General features: G+C 43.4%; 15 protein-coding genes. 5 read left to right on the top strand and 10 right to left on the bottom strand.

Features of this window, described 5'->3' with window-relative positions; genetic code table 11:
* Positions 1 to 95 precede the first annotated feature (95 nt).
* Positions 96 to 1,133, bottom strand: coding sequence for a nucleoid-associated protein YejK (yejK, locus tag ABD036_RS11465; protein WP_343860020.1), 1,038 nt, complete (start codon positions 1,131 to 1,133; stop codon positions 96 to 98).
* Between the two features lie 133 nt (positions 1,134 to 1,266).
* On the opposite strand from yejK, the gene ABD036_RS11460 reads away from it, so the two are divergent.
* Positions 1,267 to 1,491 carry a YejL family protein gene (locus tag ABD036_RS11460; RefSeq protein ID WP_343860018.1) on the top strand — a complete coding sequence of 75 codons (225 nt, stop codon included), beginning with the start codon at positions 1,267 to 1,269 and terminating at the stop codon, positions 1,489 to 1,491.
* Positions 1,492 to 3,027, top strand: a complete 1,536-nt coding sequence (locus ABD036_RS11455; RefSeq protein WP_343860016.1) for a DUF3413 domain-containing protein — start codon at positions 1,492 to 1,494, stop codon at positions 3,025 to 3,027.
* A gap of 55 nt (positions 3,028 to 3,082) precedes the next feature.
* Here the strand turns inward: ABD036_RS11455 and gmhB are convergent, their stop codons facing one another.
* From gmhB to ABD036_RS11420, 7 genes are all read right to left on the bottom strand, one after another.
* Entirely contained in the window at positions 3,083 to 3,628 is a 546-nt protein-coding gene (gmhB, locus tag ABD036_RS11450) for a D-glycero-beta-D-manno-heptose 1,7-bisphosphate 7-phosphatase (RefSeq protein WP_343860014.1), read from the bottom strand.
* Positions 3,618 to 4,442 (bottom strand): putative RNA methyltransferase, encoded by an 825-nt coding sequence (locus tag ABD036_RS11445; protein ID WP_343860012.1) that lies wholly within the window; start codon positions 4,440 to 4,442, stop codon positions 3,618 to 3,620. The genes gmhB and ABD036_RS11445 overlap by 11 nt, the downstream gene beginning before the upstream one ends.
* 63 nt (positions 4,443 to 4,505) lie before the next feature.
* Positions 4,506 to 5,267, bottom strand: a complete 762-nt coding sequence (locus tag ABD036_RS11440) for an SDR family oxidoreductase (protein WP_343860010.1) — start codon at positions 5,265 to 5,267, stop codon at positions 4,506 to 4,508.
* A 33-nt stretch (positions 5,268 to 5,300) separates the two neighbouring features.
* A complete protein-coding gene (gene mmsB, locus ABD036_RS11435) occupies positions 5,301 to 6,191 on the bottom strand; it encodes a 3-hydroxyisobutyrate dehydrogenase (protein ID WP_343860008.1) in 891 nt (296 codons plus the stop codon).
* Positions 6,192 to 6,193: 2 nt separating this feature from the next.
* Positions 6,194 to 7,375 carry an enoyl-CoA hydratase/isomerase family protein gene (locus tag ABD036_RS11430; RefSeq protein WP_343860006.1) on the bottom strand — a complete coding sequence of 394 codons (1,182 nt, stop codon included), beginning with the start codon at positions 7,373 to 7,375 and terminating at the stop codon, positions 6,194 to 6,196.
* A 13-nt stretch (positions 7,376 to 7,388) separates the two neighbouring features.
* Entirely contained in the window at positions 7,389 to 8,546 is a 1,158-nt protein-coding gene (locus ABD036_RS11425; protein WP_343860004.1) for an acyl-CoA dehydrogenase family protein, read from the bottom strand.
* Positions 8,547 to 8,584: 38 nt separating this feature from the next.
* Positions 8,585 to 10,075 carry a CoA-acylating methylmalonate-semialdehyde dehydrogenase gene (locus ABD036_RS11420; protein WP_343860002.1) on the bottom strand — a complete coding sequence of 497 codons (1,491 nt, stop codon included), beginning with the start codon at positions 10,073 to 10,075 and terminating at the stop codon, positions 8,585 to 8,587.
* 952 nt (positions 10,076 to 11,027) lie between these two features.
* On the opposite strand from ABD036_RS11420, the gene ABD036_RS11415 reads away from it, so the two are divergent.
* Positions 11,028 to 12,701, top strand: a complete 1,674-nt coding sequence (locus tag ABD036_RS11415; protein ID WP_343860000.1) for a response regulator — start codon at positions 11,028 to 11,030, stop codon at positions 12,699 to 12,701.
* A gap of 14 nt (positions 12,702 to 12,715) precedes the next feature.
* Here ABD036_RS11415 and ABD036_RS11410 read toward each other — a convergent pair whose 3' ends face one another.
* Together ABD036_RS11410 and ABD036_RS11405 are read right to left on the bottom strand one after the other, a co-directional pair.
* Complete coding sequence (locus ABD036_RS11410; RefSeq protein WP_343859998.1) at positions 12,716 to 14,173, bottom strand: diguanylate cyclase; 1,458 nt, start codon at positions 14,171 to 14,173, stop codon at positions 12,716 to 12,718.
* A 229-nt stretch (positions 14,174 to 14,402) separates the two neighbouring features.
* Positions 14,403 to 15,188 carry an alpha/beta hydrolase family protein gene (locus ABD036_RS11405; RefSeq protein ID WP_343859996.1) on the bottom strand — a complete coding sequence of 262 codons (786 nt, stop codon included), beginning with the start codon at positions 15,186 to 15,188 and terminating at the stop codon, positions 14,403 to 14,405.
* A 581-nt stretch (positions 15,189 to 15,769) separates the two neighbouring features.
* Here ABD036_RS11405 and ABD036_RS11400 point away from each other — a divergent pair.
* Together ABD036_RS11400 and ABD036_RS11395 are read left to right on the top strand one after the other, a co-directional pair.
* The gene (locus ABD036_RS11400; protein ID WP_343859994.1) at positions 15,770 to 16,213 is read left to right on the top strand and encodes a MerR family transcriptional regulator; all 444 of its coding nucleotides are present in this window, start codon (positions 15,770 to 15,772) and stop codon (positions 16,211 to 16,213) included.
* Positions 16,210 to 17,379 carry an isovaleryl-CoA dehydrogenase gene (locus ABD036_RS11395; RefSeq protein WP_343859992.1) on the top strand — a complete coding sequence of 390 codons (1,170 nt, stop codon included), beginning with the start codon at positions 16,210 to 16,212 and terminating at the stop codon, positions 17,377 to 17,379. The genes ABD036_RS11400 and ABD036_RS11395 overlap by 4 nt, the downstream gene beginning before the upstream one ends.
* Positions 17,380 to 17,421 lie beyond the last annotated feature (42 nt).

Genomic DNA, 17,421 nt, shown 5'->3' with positions numbered 1-17,421 from the left:
GAAAAAATATCCTGTTTACTAAATTTGATAAATAAGGTGTTTGAATGGGACAACGATAAATAGTATATCCCATTCAACTAAGTTGAAAACAGCGTTTACGACTGATGACGCGTTAGTTGGTCTTTTAAGTTAGGTGGAATGCCCTTTATATACAAGGTATCCGTATCTTCATCATAGATGATGCGCTCACCGTATAGCGCGCGATCAAAACTCAAACTAATGCCGCCGCCCTGTCCAGAGAACTTTGCCAATGTTTTAAGCACACCACGGTCTGCTTGAAATTTTTCTTCTAGGGGTGCCTCTGATTGTTGATTAAACTGCGCGAAGTCTCGGCCCGATTCTTTCGGTAGATTTTCGGCCAATTCAGCAATATTGATGTCCTCACCCTCTTCCAATTTAGCCTTGTAATAATCCGAAACCACTTGGCGTGTCTGTTGTTGCTCTTTTTTATCTAACTGTTCAGACGCAATAAATTCATCAACCGATTGCAACAATTGCTTATTTTGTTGTTTCACATCAACGCGTTCTTCACAACCGATGAAGTGCATGAAAAAATCAGATACTTTGCGTCCCATACGGCCCTTAATGAAACTGATGTAACGATTTTGTTCTGGCATGGTTTTCAATTGGGTAAGGTCGATACGCACCGCCAATTGCATTTTAGCCAAGTCTAAGTGATCACTGTAGGTAAGCTCTAACGAGTCGGTTATTTCCACATGCTGTTTGGTGTTCAACAGCGCGATCATTAAGTATTCTGTGGCTAGAAATTCATAGTGACTAAACACCACAAAGCCCGTCTCAACCGCGCCCATTTCGACCATACTTTTTTTCAGCTTTTCGCAGCTTGCCACACTAAATTCAACAAACTGCTCAGGATCTTCAATGGTTTCCAATAACGACTGTTGGAATGAATTATCAGTCTCTGGCGCATCTTCTTCTTGAGTGTCATCTACCTGTAAAAAGTTACCCACCCCTTTACCTGGCTTTTGATTAAACGCATGATTAATCTGTTGGGCCAACATCTCTATTTCTGGTCGCACCTCAAAACAGCTGTTTTTAGGGATGACTGACAGTTGTTGCTGTTCATTAACTGCCAATTGATGGACCACAAAATGATGAATAAGTGCGCTCATTAAAAAATATAACCTTATAAAAAATATGAAGTTTGCAAAAATTGATGATTTAAAAAGCAATGCATTGGCTAACTAGTTACTAAATGCGCGAATGCTGTTACTATTTGTCGAAATCGCAATAAAGGGCTCATCCATGCCGCAACAATCAAAATACTCTGATGCGCAGTTTGAAGCGCTAATGAATGATATCGTATTTGCACTTGAAAAGAATCAGGCGAATAGAGACTTATCACTCATGGCATTAGGCAATGTCATCACCAATATATTTTTGCACCAAGTCAACGCTGACCAACGTGAAAAAATGGCCGATAAGTTTACACAAGTCTTGTTAAAAAGTATCAATGGAAAACAAAAATAAATGATACTCAGTGAAACCCCACGCCGAATAATGGTAACCAAGCTAGTGTCCTGGGGACATTGGTTTGCACTATCTAATATTATCATCGCGATCATCATTGCATCTATCTATGTCTTTGCGACCCCTTTACCTGACTCATTCATCGGTGTTTTGTTTTTGCTGCTGAATTGGTTTAGTCACATCGGATTTTTGACTTTTATTGGCTTTGTCATTTTCATTTTACCGCTGATCTATGCAGTCCCTAAATCCAGAGTGATCCGGGGTGTCGGTTCGTCGATGGCTGCACTGGCATTGGCTTTACTGGCATTTGACGCATTATTGTACACCAAGTATGGACTGCATTTGAGTTTAAGCAGTGCCGATCTTATCCGTACAGAAACACAAACGGTAATCAACGCTTTTGGTTGGCAGGAATGGAGCTTCTTACTGCTGTTATTCCTAGTCTGGCTGACTTTCCAATTAGTGCTAGCCAATGCATTGTGGAAGCGCATAGAACGTGTTCAGAAGTTTCGCATCGGGGTACCTATCAGTGGGTTTTTCGTGGCCTGTTTTGTAAGTAGCCATGCGCTTCACGTATGGGCCGATGCCAAATTGTATCAACCTATTATAAAGCAAGATAATTTATTCCCACTCTCTTACCCTGCGACAGCAAAAACCTTAATGTCGAAATATGGATTGCTGGATCTAGAGAATTATAAGAACCGTAAATCATTGCAGTTTGATACAGGAATAAAAGGGATTAAGTATCCTGCTAACCCCGTTTATTGCAGCATTAACAACAATCAAAGTTTAGTCATTCTAATCCAAACGGATAACCAAAAACTGCCTTTGGGCTTTGCTGAATTACGCCAATATGACGACCACTATGATTTAAGTTCAAATAATCAATCGGCAAAACTAACCAGTTTGTTTGGTTTGCCAGAGATTTATCTTAGCGAACTGCAAAGCCATTTACCGATCATGCTGGATTTACCGCAGAAGCTTGGTTTGCCCATTTCGCTGTATTCAGGCTCGTCACTTGATCATGACAAAATTGATGAGGTGCGGATCAAGTATACTGAGTTCAAACAGCGACTTGTCTCTACCCAACCAACCTTAGCTATTGGTTTTGTGACAAACCAGCAAATCAAACAATTAGTTACCACTGAATTGCTTAATCAAAAGCAGGTAATCATCACTCAACTGTCAGCTAATCGTGATGATATTGAAAGTGTCCCACTGTTAGCCAATTTCGAGCTGAGCAACAATTTGTCCAGCCATTTAGATATTCCTGCGACGGCACTTGGCGTTTTAGGCTGCGCTGCTAATGTGGAAGATTATTCTGTAGGGCAATCAATACAAACTCCCCGACGCAGTTGGTTAGTCGGCACTAAGGGAAGCAAAGTGATCGTATTGCACAATGGCAATCGCATTGAAGTGTTAGGCAATGGGAATTATAAAATATACGATCGCCTTAATGATGAAGAAAGTACAGAAAGTCTAAACACTGGCTTGCTTGGTCAGGCCATGAAGCATCTAACTCGTTTCACCAAATAAACTGATACTAAAATAGTAGCATCGGTAGGCTAAGTTCAGGTTACTTAACCTGAACTTAGCCTAGCAAGCGCTGCACTGTGGGGATAATTTGTTTAAGTTCAGTCACCTTATGACATCCGTCATGACTGTCTTGTTGTTGATTAACTAGGAAACGATTAAGCACACCGGCACTGCGAGCCGCCTCCATATCTGACAAACGATCTCCCACCATAACGCAAGTTGCTAAGTCCAAATCATACTTTTTAGCTGCATCAAAGAGCATACCCGGTTGAGGTTTGCGACAAGTACACTGGCGCAAATAAGGTCCTTTCCCGTGCTCTGGGTGATGAGGACAGTAAAAAGTGTCTGTTAGGATCACGCCCTGCTGGGCAAACTGTTTTGTCATCCACTCCATTAACGCTGAAAACGCGTGCTCGGAATAGTAACCTCTAGCAATCCCCGATTGATTAGTAACGATGATAATCAGGTAGCCGCGCTGCTGAAAGTAACGACACAGCTCAAAAATCCCCTCAACAAAGTCGATGTCATCTGGTTTACTCGCATAACCATGATCGAGGTTTACGATGCCATCTCGGTCCAAAAACAACGCTTTATTGCTCATCGACTCTCCTCATTACCTGAATATCGAAGTCAACGGTGACAGAAAAAGTTGCATGTATAAACTCGCTTTTTGCCTGTTCACTGGTATGCCAATAAAACGGTGTCATTTTTAACAAGGCTTCACGTTCTATTGGACTGTTTAATGATAACTCAAAGCGCACTGCAGACCTTTTTTCAAGCTTGAACAACGGTGAGTCAATAGATTCTTGTTGATGTACTTGATGCTCTCTGTAGATAGTCTGTTTTAATTCTCTAAGGTGATCCGTCGCTGGGTTGACACATATCCACACCCCACCAGGCTGTAAAATACGCGCAACCTCATGCTCACTTGCAGGTGCAAAGACTTGGGTTACGATGTTAACACTGGCGTCAGGCAACGGAATTTTAAAGGTACTGGCGACACTGAAATCGCAATCTTTATAGCGCTTTGCCGCTTTTTGAATACCAGCCTTAGAGATGTCACTACCCATTGCTTGGCATTGAATACCCTGCGCAGCTAAGCCCGCTTTAATCTTGGCTAAGTAATACCCTTCACCACAACCTGCATCAAACACAACGGGTGGCTTTTGAGTGTGACTTTGGGCTATCAATTCGACTAATTGATTAACTAAAGGATCATAATGACCGCTTTGTAAAAACGTTCGTCTTGCTTCGATCATCTCTTTACTATCGCCAGGAGACTTACTCTTGCGTTCTTGCGCGAGTTGAAGATTAACATAGCCTTCTTTGGCTTTGTCGAAATGATGGTTAGAGGCGCATTTCCACGCGTTTTGATCGAGTGATAATGGCAGTTGGCAGGAAGGACAAATCCACATGCTAGGCACAACCTAAAATAAGCCGGACCCAGTGGTCCGGCAAAGTAAAATCAATGGGCTGTATTAAACCCTTGTTCCACCATCTAATTCAAGTGTTCTGCCAGTATAATAGTCATTCTCAAAAATAAACTTAGCAGCATGACCTAACTCATCCACTTCAGCCAATCTGCCTGCGGGCACGGTCGATAAGAAACGTTGCAGCATCTCAGGACGCATCTGCGCAGCCATTGCCGTATTGACTAAACCAGGCGCGATGCAACCTGTTCGAATATTGTGGCGGGCCAGTTCTTTAGCCCAGGAGACTGTCATGGTTGACACTGCAGACTTAGACGCTGAATAGTTGGTTTGCCCCATATTGCCCGCACGTGATACTGAAGAAAGGTTAATGATCACACCTTCGCTTTGCGTTTCTATCATATGAGCGGCAGCTTCTCGGGCACATAAAAAGGTGCCAGTAACATTAACATCAAGTACAGACTGAAATTGCTGTTTGGACATTTTATCAACCACTTTTCCTTCTTTTACTTTCAACAACATGCCATCACGCATTATTCCAGCACTGTTGATTAAGCCGTTAATTTGACCAAAGTCAGCAGCTATTTGGGAAAAAACGGTTTCGACAGCTTCTTCGTCGGTTACATTTAATGCATAGCCCTTAGCGGTTACGCCTAACTCAGAAATAGATTTAGCCGCGTTTTTTACTGCTTCATCTTGCATATCTATCAACGCAATGTGTGCGCCTGCCTGTGCAAATGTATTGGCCATTGCTAACCCCAATCCTTGAGCAGCACCTGTTATCACCACGACTTTATTTTTTAATTCCATGATCCACCTTTTTGGCTTAGTTGCCAGTTTGAATTAGTGCTTACTGAACATCTCAAAAATACTAGAGAAATCTCGATTGCCATTGCCGCTTTTGCTGTGCATAGCGAACAAGCTCTGCGAAAGCGCTCCCATTGGCGTTGCAGATTGACTCTTAAGCGCCGTATCCATCGCCAGTCCCAAATCCTTACGCATCAGGTCGACCATGAAGCCGCCTTGATATTGATTTGAACTGGGCACATTTGGCATAACTCCTGGACAGGGATTGTATAACTCTAAGGTCCAATTCCGACCTGAGCTTTGCAGCATAATGTCGGACATGACTTTGGGGTCAAGTCCATTATCGATTGCTAACTGAAGCGCTTCGGATGTACCCGCCATCAATACTGCTAGCAGCATGTTGTTACAGATTTTGGCAACTTGCCCTGCTCCCACATCACCAGCATGAAAAATGTTTTTGCCCATGCACTCAAGAATGGGTTTGGCTTTTTCAAAAACAGCCTGCTCACCACCCACAATAAAGGTCAAAGTCCCAGCTGTGGCTCCACCTACACCGCCTGATACAGGCGCATCAGCAAAATAAATCCCTTTGCTTTCCAGCGCTTTCCCGACTCGCTGAGCAGTGGCCGCGTCGATAGTACTAGAATCAATCACTAGGGTACCTTTAGGGAGGTGATCAACCAGACCGGTTTTGTCATCCAAATAAAGAGATTCGACATGCTTTCCAGCGGGTAACATAGAAATAACTATTTCTGCGGATTGAGCTGCCTCTGCGGCACTGTTTGCCGCTGTGGCTCCTCGCTCAACCAAGGTATTGACGGCCGCAGCCGATAAATCAAATACGGTGACTTGGTGTTGCGCAGTCAATAAATTAGAGGCCATTGGACCTCCCATATTTCCCAGACCGATAAACGCTATGTTAGCCATTGTTATTCTCCAGTAACGCTAGATTGTAAAGAGGAACCACCGAGATCTTTTAACGGATGAGATTGCTCGTTCCATGGCGCATTAAAAAATTCGTTAATAGTGTGCTCATCGACACGTGTCACACTATCAAAAGCCCATTGTGGCGAGCGATCTTTATCGATCAACAGAGCCCTAACGCCTTCTTGGAATTCACCATAAGTCGCGCATCGACAGGCCATGATCAACTCCATTTTAAAGCAATCTGCTAAACTCAACTGTGCCCCGCGGCGCAATTGCTGCTCAACAAGATAGAGAGTGATGGGTGAGCCATAAGCAACACCATCTCGTGCTTTTTTAAGCCACTTGTCATCGCCTACGTCCAACTGTGAGATAGCCGACACGTAATCGGTTACGCTGCTATGTTGGTCAAGATCGCTGATCAATTGTTGATGCGCAGCCACCGGACCTGTTTTCAAATCCGACTTAGCGAACTGATTACATATTTGCGTCAATACATTGGCATTTTCTGCATTAGATTGCGTCCATGAACTGGCTTTAAGCTGCGCTAGCAGTTTGGCCTTATTGGCATGCTCAATCACATGATCTGCCAATCCTAGATAGTGTGCATCAGATGCATCAATGCTCGCACCTGTGGATCCTAAAAACCGACCACAGCCATTGGGCATACGATTTAAGAACCAACTTCCGCCAACATCAGGAAACAAACCAATACTTACTTCTGGCATTGCGATCCGAGCAGTTTCAGTGGCAATACGGTGACTGGCTCCGGCCATTAAGCCCAATCCGCCGCCCATGATAATGCCATTACCCCAAACTAATATTGGTTTGGGGTAAGTGTGGATCAGATAGTCGAGCTTGTATTCCTGACTAAAAAAGGTTTGCATCATATCAGGGATCGCACTTGGCGTGTTTTGATGCCCAGGCGCACGCTTTCCGGCTTGTTGCTGCATGGCTTGGTACATAGATACCACATCGCCACCAGCACAAAATGCTTTATCTTCGCGACTGTCTAACACCACCATAGCGATATCATCATTGTCCTGCCACGCTTGCAATTGCACAAGTAGCAGATTGACCATTTGTAGGTCAATGGCGTTGAGTGCTTCAGGCTTATTCAGGGTCGCAACGGCAATATTGCTCCCCTGCTCGCAGGAAATTAAATCGAATAACACCGGTAAACTCATTGCTGTTTCCTGATCATAAAATCTGATTATCAATATCGGCCAATAGACGACGACCAATTATCACGCGCATAATTTCATTGGTGCCTTCTAGGATCTGATGAACCCGTACATCACGCACATGACGCTCTAGCGGATACTCTTGAATATAGCCATATCCACCGTGCAATTGCAGAGCATCATTACAAACGTTGAAACCAACGTCAGTAGCAAATCGTTTGGCCATAGCACAATAGGTGGTTTTATCAGGATCGTTTGCATCAATTTTAAATGCGGCTAACCGGACCATTTGACGCGCCGCCACCAGCTCAGTGGCCATATCCGCAAGTTTGAATTGCAGAGCTTGAAACGCCGCTAAAGGTTTGCCAAATTGACTACGGGTTTTCATGTATTCTGTGGCAGTCTCTAGCGCTTGCTGTGCAGTACCAATGGAGCATGTAGCGATGTTAACGCGTCCCCCATCGAGTCCCATCATGGCAAACTTAAAGCCTTCACCTTCATTACCTAATAAATTAGCTGCAGGGATCACCACATCTTCAAAGGTGACCAATCTAGTCGGTTGCGCATTCCAACCCATTTTCTCTTCTGCTTTGCCGTAAATAACTCCTTTTGAATCAGCAGGAACTACGACAGCTGAGATACCTTCAGCACCAGGGCCTCCGGTACGCACCATAACCACTAGTACGTCGGTCTCACCCGCACCAGAGATAAACATCTTTGAACCATTGATGACATAATCGTCACCTTGCTTCTTGGCGCTAGTGCGCAATGACGCAGCGTCAGAGCCTGAACCGGGTTCGGTTAAACAGTATGATGCCAATTTCTCACCGGTGACTAATTCAGGGCACCACTGGTCTTTAATTTGCTCCGTTCCCCAAGTGGCAATCATCCAAGTGGCCATATTGTGAATGGTCATCATCGCGGTAGTAGCCGTACAGCCAGTTGAGAGCTGTTCAAAAATGATCGATGAATCAAGGCGACTCAATCCTAAACCACCTGCTTCTTCTGGTGTATACAGGGCACAAAAACCTAGCTCACCGGCCTTTTGGATCACGTCTTTGGGAAAAATATGTTCTTTATCCCAACGCGCAGCATGAGGCGCTAATTCTTGATCAGCAAATTGTCTCGCAGTCTGTGCAAATGCCAGTTGATCTTCGGTTAAATCAAAATTCATCACTTACCTCTTCGTTTGCTTAGTTTTGCTAATCAGGATCAACGTAAATTAATCGTCATATTAGGACCAGAAGGAATGTCGTCTTCAAACCAACGTGCGGTGACGGTTTTGGTTTCAGTATAGAAACGCACCGCTTGTTTACCATAGGCATGTAAGTCACCGTAGAACGAATTTTTCCAACCGGTAAATGAGAAGAACGGCAATGGCACAGGGATGGGTACGTTGATCCCTACCTGACCGACTTCAATTTCGTGTTGGTACTTCCGAGCTGCCGCGCCGCTAGCGGTAAAGATAGATGTGCCGTTACCGAAGGGATTCCGATTCACCAAGGCAATAGCTTCTTCTAGCGTATCTACGCACATACAACACAATACTGGACCGAATATCTCTTGTTGATAAATAGTCATCTCTTCAGTTACATCGGAAAATACTGTGGGGCCAACCCAGTTGCCGTTTTCGTATCCTTCAAGGGTAAAATCAGAACCGTCCACTAAGCAGGTTGCGCCTTGATCTTTACCTTGTTGGATTAAAGACAAGACTTTTGCTTTAGCTTGTGGACTGATCAATGGTCCGTAGCCTGCTTTTTCATCATTCCACAGTCCAGGCTTAACTTCTTTTATCATTGACGCCAACTCTTCAACCCAGTCTTTAGTGTCACCTACAAACACAGCGACCGAGATAGCCATGCAACGCTGTCCAGCAGCACCGACTGACGCACCAACTAGATTGTTAAGTACCTGTGCTTTGTTTGCATCTGGCATGATCACAGAGTGATTCTTGGCTCCTGCAAAACACTGAGCGCGTTTCATATGATCTGTTGCCGTTTTATAGATATGTTGACCAACCGGTACAGAACCGACGAACGACACTGCTCGTGTATCTTCATGGGTTAGCAATTGGTTTACTTGATCTTTACCACCGTGCACCACATTGAGCACACCTTTAGGCGCACCGGCTTGCATAAACAGCTCGGCTAATCGTGTTGGCGTGAGCGGGTCTTGCTCTGAAGGTTTCAATACGAAAGTGTTACCACAAGCGATTGCCATAGGGAACATCCACAACGGGATCATCGCTGGAAAGTTAAAGGGCGTGATACCTAAACATACACCTAAGGGTTGGATATAACTGTAAGTATCGATGCCTCTGGCAACGTTTTCTGCCGTTTCGCCCATCATCATAGAACAAACGTTTGCAGCTTGCTCTACAACTTCAATTCCGCGCCAAACATCCCCTTTTGCATCGGCAAAGGTTTTACCTGTTTCTTCACTGAGGATTTCAGCGATTTCATCGTGATGTTCTTTCAATAACGCTTGATAGCGCATCATCAACCTAGCACGTTCGGGTACAGGCACTTCCTTCCAAGTTTGAAACGCCGCTTTGGCACTCGCAACCGCCATATCGACTTCAGTCGCGGTAGCACATGGTGCTTTAGCGATTACATCATTAGAGGCGGGATTAGTGACTTCAATATACTCATTAGTTTGAGAAGCAGAAAATTCACCGTTTATTAAAAGAGGGACTTGTTTCATGACGAAAACCTTTGCAATGTGTGAAACCTCTCCATTTTCAGGCTGGTTAGCGAGATATATGGAACGAGGTTAAAAAGTTGTGAAGGAGGTTATCAAGTTTTCCGCTTGACGTTAACGTAAAGGTAAAAATATCTCTTTGATAAAATGTCAACATCTGTACACAGTGGTTTACGACTGTAATGACTCAACGTAGACCTTGCTAACGAATAATTCATCGATAAATTGAAAATGCTCAACATCTGGCGCGTAAGGGGCTTTTAACACTGTCAATTTAACAATAGCGGCTCGCCTCGAATGGGATGATAATCGCCCAAAAGCGATACAGCCTCAGGTTAAGATAGCTTAAATTTTACAGAAAATAAGTCCTTATGCCGCAATATCCGCGAATAACCTAGCGGTACTAGGTCTATCGTAATGCAACGAAAAGTAAATAGCTGGCCTTGCTCTTTTTACGATGACTGTCCACGTAACAGTTATGGCTGTCCTCGCTCTTTTTACGATGACTGTCCACGTAACAGTTATGGCTGTCCTCGTTCTTTTTACGATGACTGTCCACGTAACAGTTATGGCTGTCCTCGCTCTTTTTACGATGACTGTCCACGTAACAGTTATAGTTGTCCTTGCTCATTTTAGAGTGACTGTCCACGTAACAGTTATGGTTGTCCTCGCTCTTTTTACGATGACTGTCCACGTAACAGTTATGGCTGTCCTCGCTCTTTTTACGATGACTGTCCACGTAACAGTTACGGTTGTCCTTGCTCATTTTAGAGTGACTGTCCACGTAACACTCGTAACAGTTATGGTTGTCCTTGCTCTTTTTACGATGACTGTCCTCGTAATTCCGTAATTAGCCCTTTCGAATATTTTTTTACTCAATGCACGGGGAATTGTTTTTATTTTCAGTTGCTTGCTATATTGTTTATACCTTGATGGATATTACTAAGAGAGCAACGTGAAAAGACGGGATATCAACATTGCGGTGGTCGAAGATAATGGTATGGCCAGGATCCTTTTACGTAACCATTTGGTTGATATGGGATTTATCGATGTCGCCTGCTTTTCAAATGGTCGTGACTTAAAACGCGAACTTAAGAATCGAGACTTCGATCTCATTTTAATGGATTTCCACTTGGGTGATCACAAAAATGGTGTGGAAGTGATTCAAGAAGTTAATCGTGAAAACTTACTTAAACACACTACCAGCTTAATTTTCGTTACCTCCGATCGCCTACCGGTGATCATTGGACAAATCGTGGACATCCATCCTGATGATTTAGTCATCAAGCCCTACACAATCCGCATATTAGAAAAAACCATTATCAATACCCTGACTATCCGCAAGCATTGCATGCCGATTCTCCATTTGATGGATAATAAAGAGTGGGAATCTGCACTTAAGAAATTAGACATCTTATCCAGCAGCAACACATTACCAAAATCACGTACCTCATTGTTAAAGCTGCGAGCCAGATTATTAATTAAAATGAAACGATATACAGAAGCCACCGAGTTATACGAAAAAGTATTAAATAGCTCGGCTAATGTAATTTGGGCTAAGTGGGGGGTGATCCATACCCAGTTTTTATCTGGTGAAGTTGATATTAGTGAAGATTTACTGAAAGAGATGTTGGGGGCTCATCTGACTAACGACAAAGCGTGTGAGTGGTTAGCACGCATCTGTGTAGGACGTAAGGAATATGAGGAAGCCGAAGAATATATCGATTTAATTAATGAAAGCAGTTTATCGATGGCCGCTTCAAAGTTAAAAGCCTATGTTTATCAAATACAAAACAAAACGGACAAGGCCATCGACCTGCTCGAACGGCGACGTAATAGTGCAAAACACGTGCGCGATAAATACGCTGAATTATCACTTGAATTGGCACGATGCTATTTGTCGCTGGCTGAGTCGAAATTACCGAATGAGCGGGCAAAACCACTCCAGGTGGCGCGTTTTTTAATTGGTTCGGCAGGCAGAAATTATCTCGAAGAAAACTTAGTTTTAAAACGAGATTACATGAGTGTACTGGCGGCGATTCTAGAAGATGATATGGAAAAGGCCAATGCTTTGCTTGAACAAACAGAAGCATTAGATCTCGCCAGTGCTGATGTAACCACTATGACTGATGCGGTTTCTGCATGGATTGGCGTGGGTGATGAGATGCGCGCGGCGCAAATACTATTCGAATGTGAAGCTAAGATGCAAGACTTGGATGATATGACTGAGCAAACTATCTCAAGCATGGCGATCACACAACAAGAGGAACAATTAGGTGAACGGCGTCCTCGCGCCCTCAAGTTCAACAAAGAAGGCTTGCATTTGCACAGTCAACAACGCTATCACGAGTCTGTCGACTTTTTTTATCAGGCTTATATATTGTTTCCCAAAGAATCAGCCTTCGGTCTTAATCTTCTGCAGGGCCTGATTGAATCTGAACAGGCAACCTATAAAGAGGCTAAGACTTTGCGCCTTTTCAACGAACTGGATAAACGTGAACTGAGCAGTAGTAATCGAAAACGTCTAAATGAAATTGGTCGACGAATTAGCAACAACAAAGACGCGTATTTAGTTGAAGGTAGCGACGAAGAATCTATTTGGGAAAAAATTCAAGCGGCTAATAACTGACCTGAACTAACATTTTATTCGACAATATCAGGCGCACTATTCGCCGTCACTATGGCATTTCGCCCTTGTTTTTTACCTCGATACATGGCGTCATCTGCCCGGTCAAACCATGAAATAAAGGACTCATTATCTGCGTATTGAGCAATACCAAAACTACAGGTTAACTTTCCGATGATGTCGAATGAGTACTTTGCCAACGCAGACTGAATTCTTTGTGATAGCGCTTTAGCCGCGACTAAATCCGTTTGTGGGCATAATATTAAAAATTCCTCCCCTCCCCAGCGAGCCATGATATCAATTTGACGGATTTCCCTTGCGACGACTTGTGCCAATTCGCAGAGTATTTTGTCGCCCAAGCTATGGCCATGGGTGTCGTTAATCTGTTTAAAATGATCGATGTCGTAAAGCACTAAACAAGCATTTTCTTTAAAGCGATTTAATCTAGCAATCTCCTGCTCACAGCGTTGCACCATAAAGTATCTATTATACAAAGAGGTAAGTGCATCACGATTGGATAAAAATTCCAATTGCGTGTTTTTTTCAACAAGCTCTACTTTTAAATCTTCTAACAATTGGTTTTTTACGACCAGTGTACGATTAAACCGAACAATATAAAAATTCCGCCAGGCCATTAAAGCAATGAACAATAACAATGCTGCTCCTGAAATATAAAAGAAGCGATAGTCTGTGTTATCAACAACGGTCATTTGATTCCATCGCCTGAACAAATCAACATGTTGTGATTCGGTAATTAAGTCTATAGCGGTGTTTATCCTTTCCAAATGTTGGGTTTGGCTTTTGATCAACCCTATACTCAGTAGGTCGTGAGGCTTGGCGAGGCCGCTTACTTTCAATTCATTCAAGCCAAATTTCTGTATATGCCTAGCAACCGATAGCATTGAGCCAACTAAAACATCGATTTCATTGGCAGACAATGCCAATAGTCCTGCTGACTCACTTTCTACCAATGTCACGTTTAACTCTGGGTAATAACGCTCTACATACTCTTGATGTCGGTAGTTTCTTACCAAGCCTAAACGTTTAGATTGCAATGACCCATAGCCTGCCACAAATGGAATATCAGAATTAGTCACAAACACATTTTCGGCATTAAAAAACGGCTTACTGAAGGCTAAATAGGATTCTCGCTCAGGCGATGGGTTTAACATACTGGCCACTTGGCAGTCACCACTTTTAAGTAAAGCAAGGGTCTCATCCCAACTGCTGGTTTCAATTAAGTTAAACTGTATATTGGCGTATTTGCCAATCAAGTGTATGTAATCTGCCGATAACCCAACATGCTTGCCAACTCGAATTGCTTCATAAGGCATCCAGTCAGGATCAACACAATAGGTTAGGCTAATGGGTGAGGTGTATCTTAAGGGACTTTGCCCAAACACATTGGACACCAAAGGCAAATTGCAAGTGAGTACTATGATCCATATTAATATTTGTTTGGATTTACCTGTCATCTAGTACGCCACATTGCCAAGTCATGAAAAATATCTGGATTGAATAATTGGTGTCTACAAAGTATGCAGTTTGGTCAATTAAAATACAACAATTGTTTGTATCACGCCCGCAAGGTAATGGTTCTGGCCATTGCGATGATGAACTTGGAATTTCCGCCCCCTTAATGCGTAAACCGTCACAGCTCCCAGATATGCTAACACTACTGTTTAAACACGGATTCCTTTCGGACTAATCAGAGTCATAACGGGGTGCTGTTAAGGTCGCCAGCAAGGCCGCAAACGCAGTACTTTTTGGATGCAAAAAATCAAAGTGCCCAGCATCTGCAATAAGTACCGTTTGAGCTTTTGTTTGTGAACTTTGGCTTGGCGGCACTATCTTATCTGCCAACCCATGCAGCAAAATGCTATGTACAAAAGATTTGGCGGTTGCCTGAGCATAGTCATCTGGCTTTTGCTTGGCACTTCCTCCCATAAATTTTGGGACTGCCTGCTGGCAGCTGTTTTTGCCCTGCCCGTATTTGGCCACGTCAGTGATGGCAGCTAACCCAATTGCGGTGACTTTTCCATTACGCTGATCGGCGGCTAATGTGGCTAAATGACCTCCGGCAGAATGGCCAACGACAAACACCTTATTGGGATCAAACGTTTCTTGTGATTGATTGAGTATGTAATCAATACCCGCTTGAATATCTTGGAAGGAGCCGGGCCAGCCACCGCCTTCATCTCCCGTTCGGCGATATTCTATGCTCCACACCAAAAAGCCTTGTTCAGACAGTGCGCTGGTTAGCGGAAAGCTGTGATCGATATCAAAAGCATTAAGCCAACATCCTCCGTGGATAAAAACAACCAACGCTGGCAAGCCACTTGATTTGACGGACGGACGCCATAACTTGCCAAATTGATGCTTATCGTCACCATAAACTAAGGTGGCATCAGCCGCCCGATACGACAATTCAAGGATGGAACTATAACTTACGTTTTTGATCTCAGCGTCATCAGCCTGCGCGAAGCTCATGGGGACAACCAAACAAGAAAAAACCAACATAATCAAGGAGCGATTGAACATAAATACTCAAATCAACGGGACAACAGTGCATCTATCTTAATGCTGAATAGCATTCACTTCTAGCTCGAAAACACATTAACTCTATTTAAGCTGAACTTCGGATAAGATGTGTCGAACTGTCAAATATTACATAGGTATTTCATCGTTTTAGAGAGGGTAATTACAAACAAACCTTCACAAGTAGTCATCTATAATGCAATTTTGCGATTAGCAAGGCGAGTTATCGGGCGTCATAGCTGGCCTATTACTAGAAGACTCAGCGCAGATAAGCGTAAAAAGGGCCTGATTGAGGGGCACTTACTATCCGACAGTTCAAGTTATTTTTTCGAAACAACGGTTCTTACTGAATATTTTTAGTTTTTTGTACACCAAATTGAACATTTAAGGGCTATCTCAGCAATTAAAGCACAACGGTAAGGTTGAATTTCAAACCACAGTGAATTAAGTTAGCTGCCAGGTTTACGTGAACGTAAAGGTAAACTTGCGTAATAATATGTTGGCATCGGTCTCGACAGGCAAGGCAGAACTAAATGAAAGACAATCACAGCGACACTTCTACTTTTGCTGATTCGACTTTGAATTCGGATGTGACCTACAGCATTGGAGAACTTTCCAAGGATTTAGATGTAACACCAAGGTCCATTCGGTTTTATGAAGAACAAGGATTACTAGCCCCCAAACGAGTCGGCCAATCACGTGTTTACAGTAAAAAAGACCGGGTTAGACTAAAATTAGTGCTTCGCGGTAAACGATTAGGTTTTTCACTGAGTGAGACCAAAACGTTGTTTAACCTTTACGATAGTCATACGAATTCAAAAATTCAGCTACAAGCGATGCTGGAAATGACCGAACAAAAACGAGCGATATTAAATCAGCAACTTGAAGACATCCGCATGTTGATGACCGAGTTGGATGATGTTGAATCTCGATGCAGAGACGAATTAGATCAAATAAATAAAGGAAAAAGTGAATGAATGCTCCCTACCCTACGTTAAATTTTGGGCTTGGCGAAGATATCGATATGTTGCGCGATCACGTATATCAATTTGCCCAAAAAGAAATCGCTCCTTTGGCTGAAAAGGCCGATGAGAATAATGCTTTTCCAAATGAATTGTGGCCTAAGCTAGGTGAAATGGGTTTATTGGGTGTCACTGTATCTGAAGAGTACGGTGGTTCAGACATGGGCTATTTGGCGCACACCATAGCCATGGAAGAAGTTAGTCGCGCTTCCGCGGGCATTGGCTTGAGTTACGGCGCACATTCAAACTTGTGTGTTAACCAACTGGCTAAAAATGGTAATGAACAACAAAAAGCAAAATATTTGCCTAAATTAGTCAGCGGAGAGCATATTGGCGCTTTGGCAATGAGCGAGCCAAATGCCGGTTCAGACGTTGTCAGCATGAAATTACGTGCCGATAAAAAAGGTGATAAGTACATTCTTAACGGTAACAAGATGTGGATCACCAACGGCCCTGACGCCCACACTTTCATTATTTACGCTAAGACAGATGTTAATGGCGGCTCCAGAGGGATCACAGCCTTTATTGTGGAAAAAGGATTTGCTGGATTTAGCCAAGCGCAAAAGCTCGATAAATTAGGCATGCGCTCTTCTAATACCTGTGAATTGGTATTCCAAGATTGTGAAGTACCTGCAGAAAATATTCTTGGCCAAGAAGGCGGCGGAGTAAAAGTACTTATGAGTGGCCTAGATTACGAACGCTTAGTACTATCGGGCGGTCCTCTAGGGATAATGCAAGCCTGCATGGATATCGTCGTGCCTTACATTCATGACCGCCAACAATTCGGTCAGTCCATCGGCCAATTCCAGTTGGTTCAAGGCAAGGTCGCTGATATGTACACCCAAATGAATGCAGCCAGAGCTTATGTTTACGCGGTTGCTCGTTCATGTGACCGTGGTGAAACAACGCGCAAAGATGCTGCTGGTGCAATTTTATATTCAGCTGAGTTAGCAACCAAGATGGCGTTAGACGCAATCCAACTTCTTGGCGGTAATGGTTACATAAATGAGTACCCAACAGGTCGTTTGTTGCGTGACGCTAAATTGTATGAAATTGGCGCAGGCACATCTGAAATACGTCGGATGCTAATTGGCCGAGAGCTTTTCAACGAAACGAAATAACATGTCGATGTCATGACATCTTTTTGTCATGACATTAAGTTA

It is taken from the genome of Aliiglaciecola litoralis (genome assembly GCF_039523355.1).
In the GTDB taxonomy this organism is placed as follows: Bacteria; Pseudomonadota; Gammaproteobacteria; order Enterobacterales; family Alteromonadaceae; genus Aliiglaciecola; species Aliiglaciecola litoralis.
This window is presented reverse-complemented; position numbering and strand designations above follow the sequence as displayed.

Coding starts and splice junctions, on each gene's coding strand:
- ABD036_RS11445 (WP_343860012.1), bottom strand. CDS start 4,442: ATGTGGATTTGTCCTTCCTGCCAACTGCCATTATCACTCGATCAAAAC.
- ABD036_RS11400 (WP_343859994.1), top strand. CDS start 15,770: ATGAAAGACAATCACAGCGACACTTCTACTTTTGCTGATTCGACTTTG.
- ABD036_RS11460 (WP_343860018.1), top strand. CDS start 1,267: ATGCCGCAACAATCAAAATACTCTGATGCGCAGTTTGAAGCGCTAATG.
- ABD036_RS11420 (WP_343860002.1), bottom strand. CDS start 10,075: ATGAAACAAGTCCCTCTTTTAATAAACGGTGAATTTTCTGCTTCTCAA.
- gmhB (WP_343860014.1), bottom strand. CDS start 3,628: ATGAGCAATAAAGCGTTGTTTTTGGACCGAGATGGCATCGTAAACCTC.
- ABD036_RS11405 (WP_343859996.1), bottom strand. CDS start 15,188: ATGAGCTTCGCGCAGGCTGATGACGCTGAGATCAAAAACGTAAGTTAT.
- mmsB (WP_343860008.1), bottom strand. CDS start 6,191: ATGGCTAACATAGCGTTTATCGGTCTGGGAAATATGGGAGGTCCAATG.
- ABD036_RS11410 (WP_343859998.1), bottom strand. CDS start 14,173: ATGACAGGTAAATCCAAACAAATATTAATATGGATCATAGTACTCACT.
- ABD036_RS11395 (WP_343859992.1), top strand. CDS start 16,210: ATGAATGCTCCCTACCCTACGTTAAATTTTGGGCTTGGCGAAGATATC.
- ABD036_RS11430 (WP_343860006.1), bottom strand. CDS start 7,375: ATGAGTTTACCGGTGTTATTCGATTTAATTTCCTGCGAGCAGGGGAGC.
- ABD036_RS11425 (WP_343860004.1), bottom strand. CDS start 8,546: ATGAATTTTGATTTAACCGAAGATCAACTGGCATTTGCACAGACTGCG.
- ABD036_RS11455 (WP_343860016.1), top strand. CDS start 1,492: ATGATACTCAGTGAAACCCCACGCCGAATAATGGTAACCAAGCTAGTG.
- yejK (WP_343860020.1), bottom strand. CDS start 1,133: ATGAGCGCACTTATTCATCATTTTGTGGTCCATCAATTGGCAGTTAAT.
- ABD036_RS11440 (WP_343860010.1), bottom strand. CDS start 5,267: ATGGAATTAAAAAATAAAGTCGTGGTGATAACAGGTGCTGCTCAAGGA.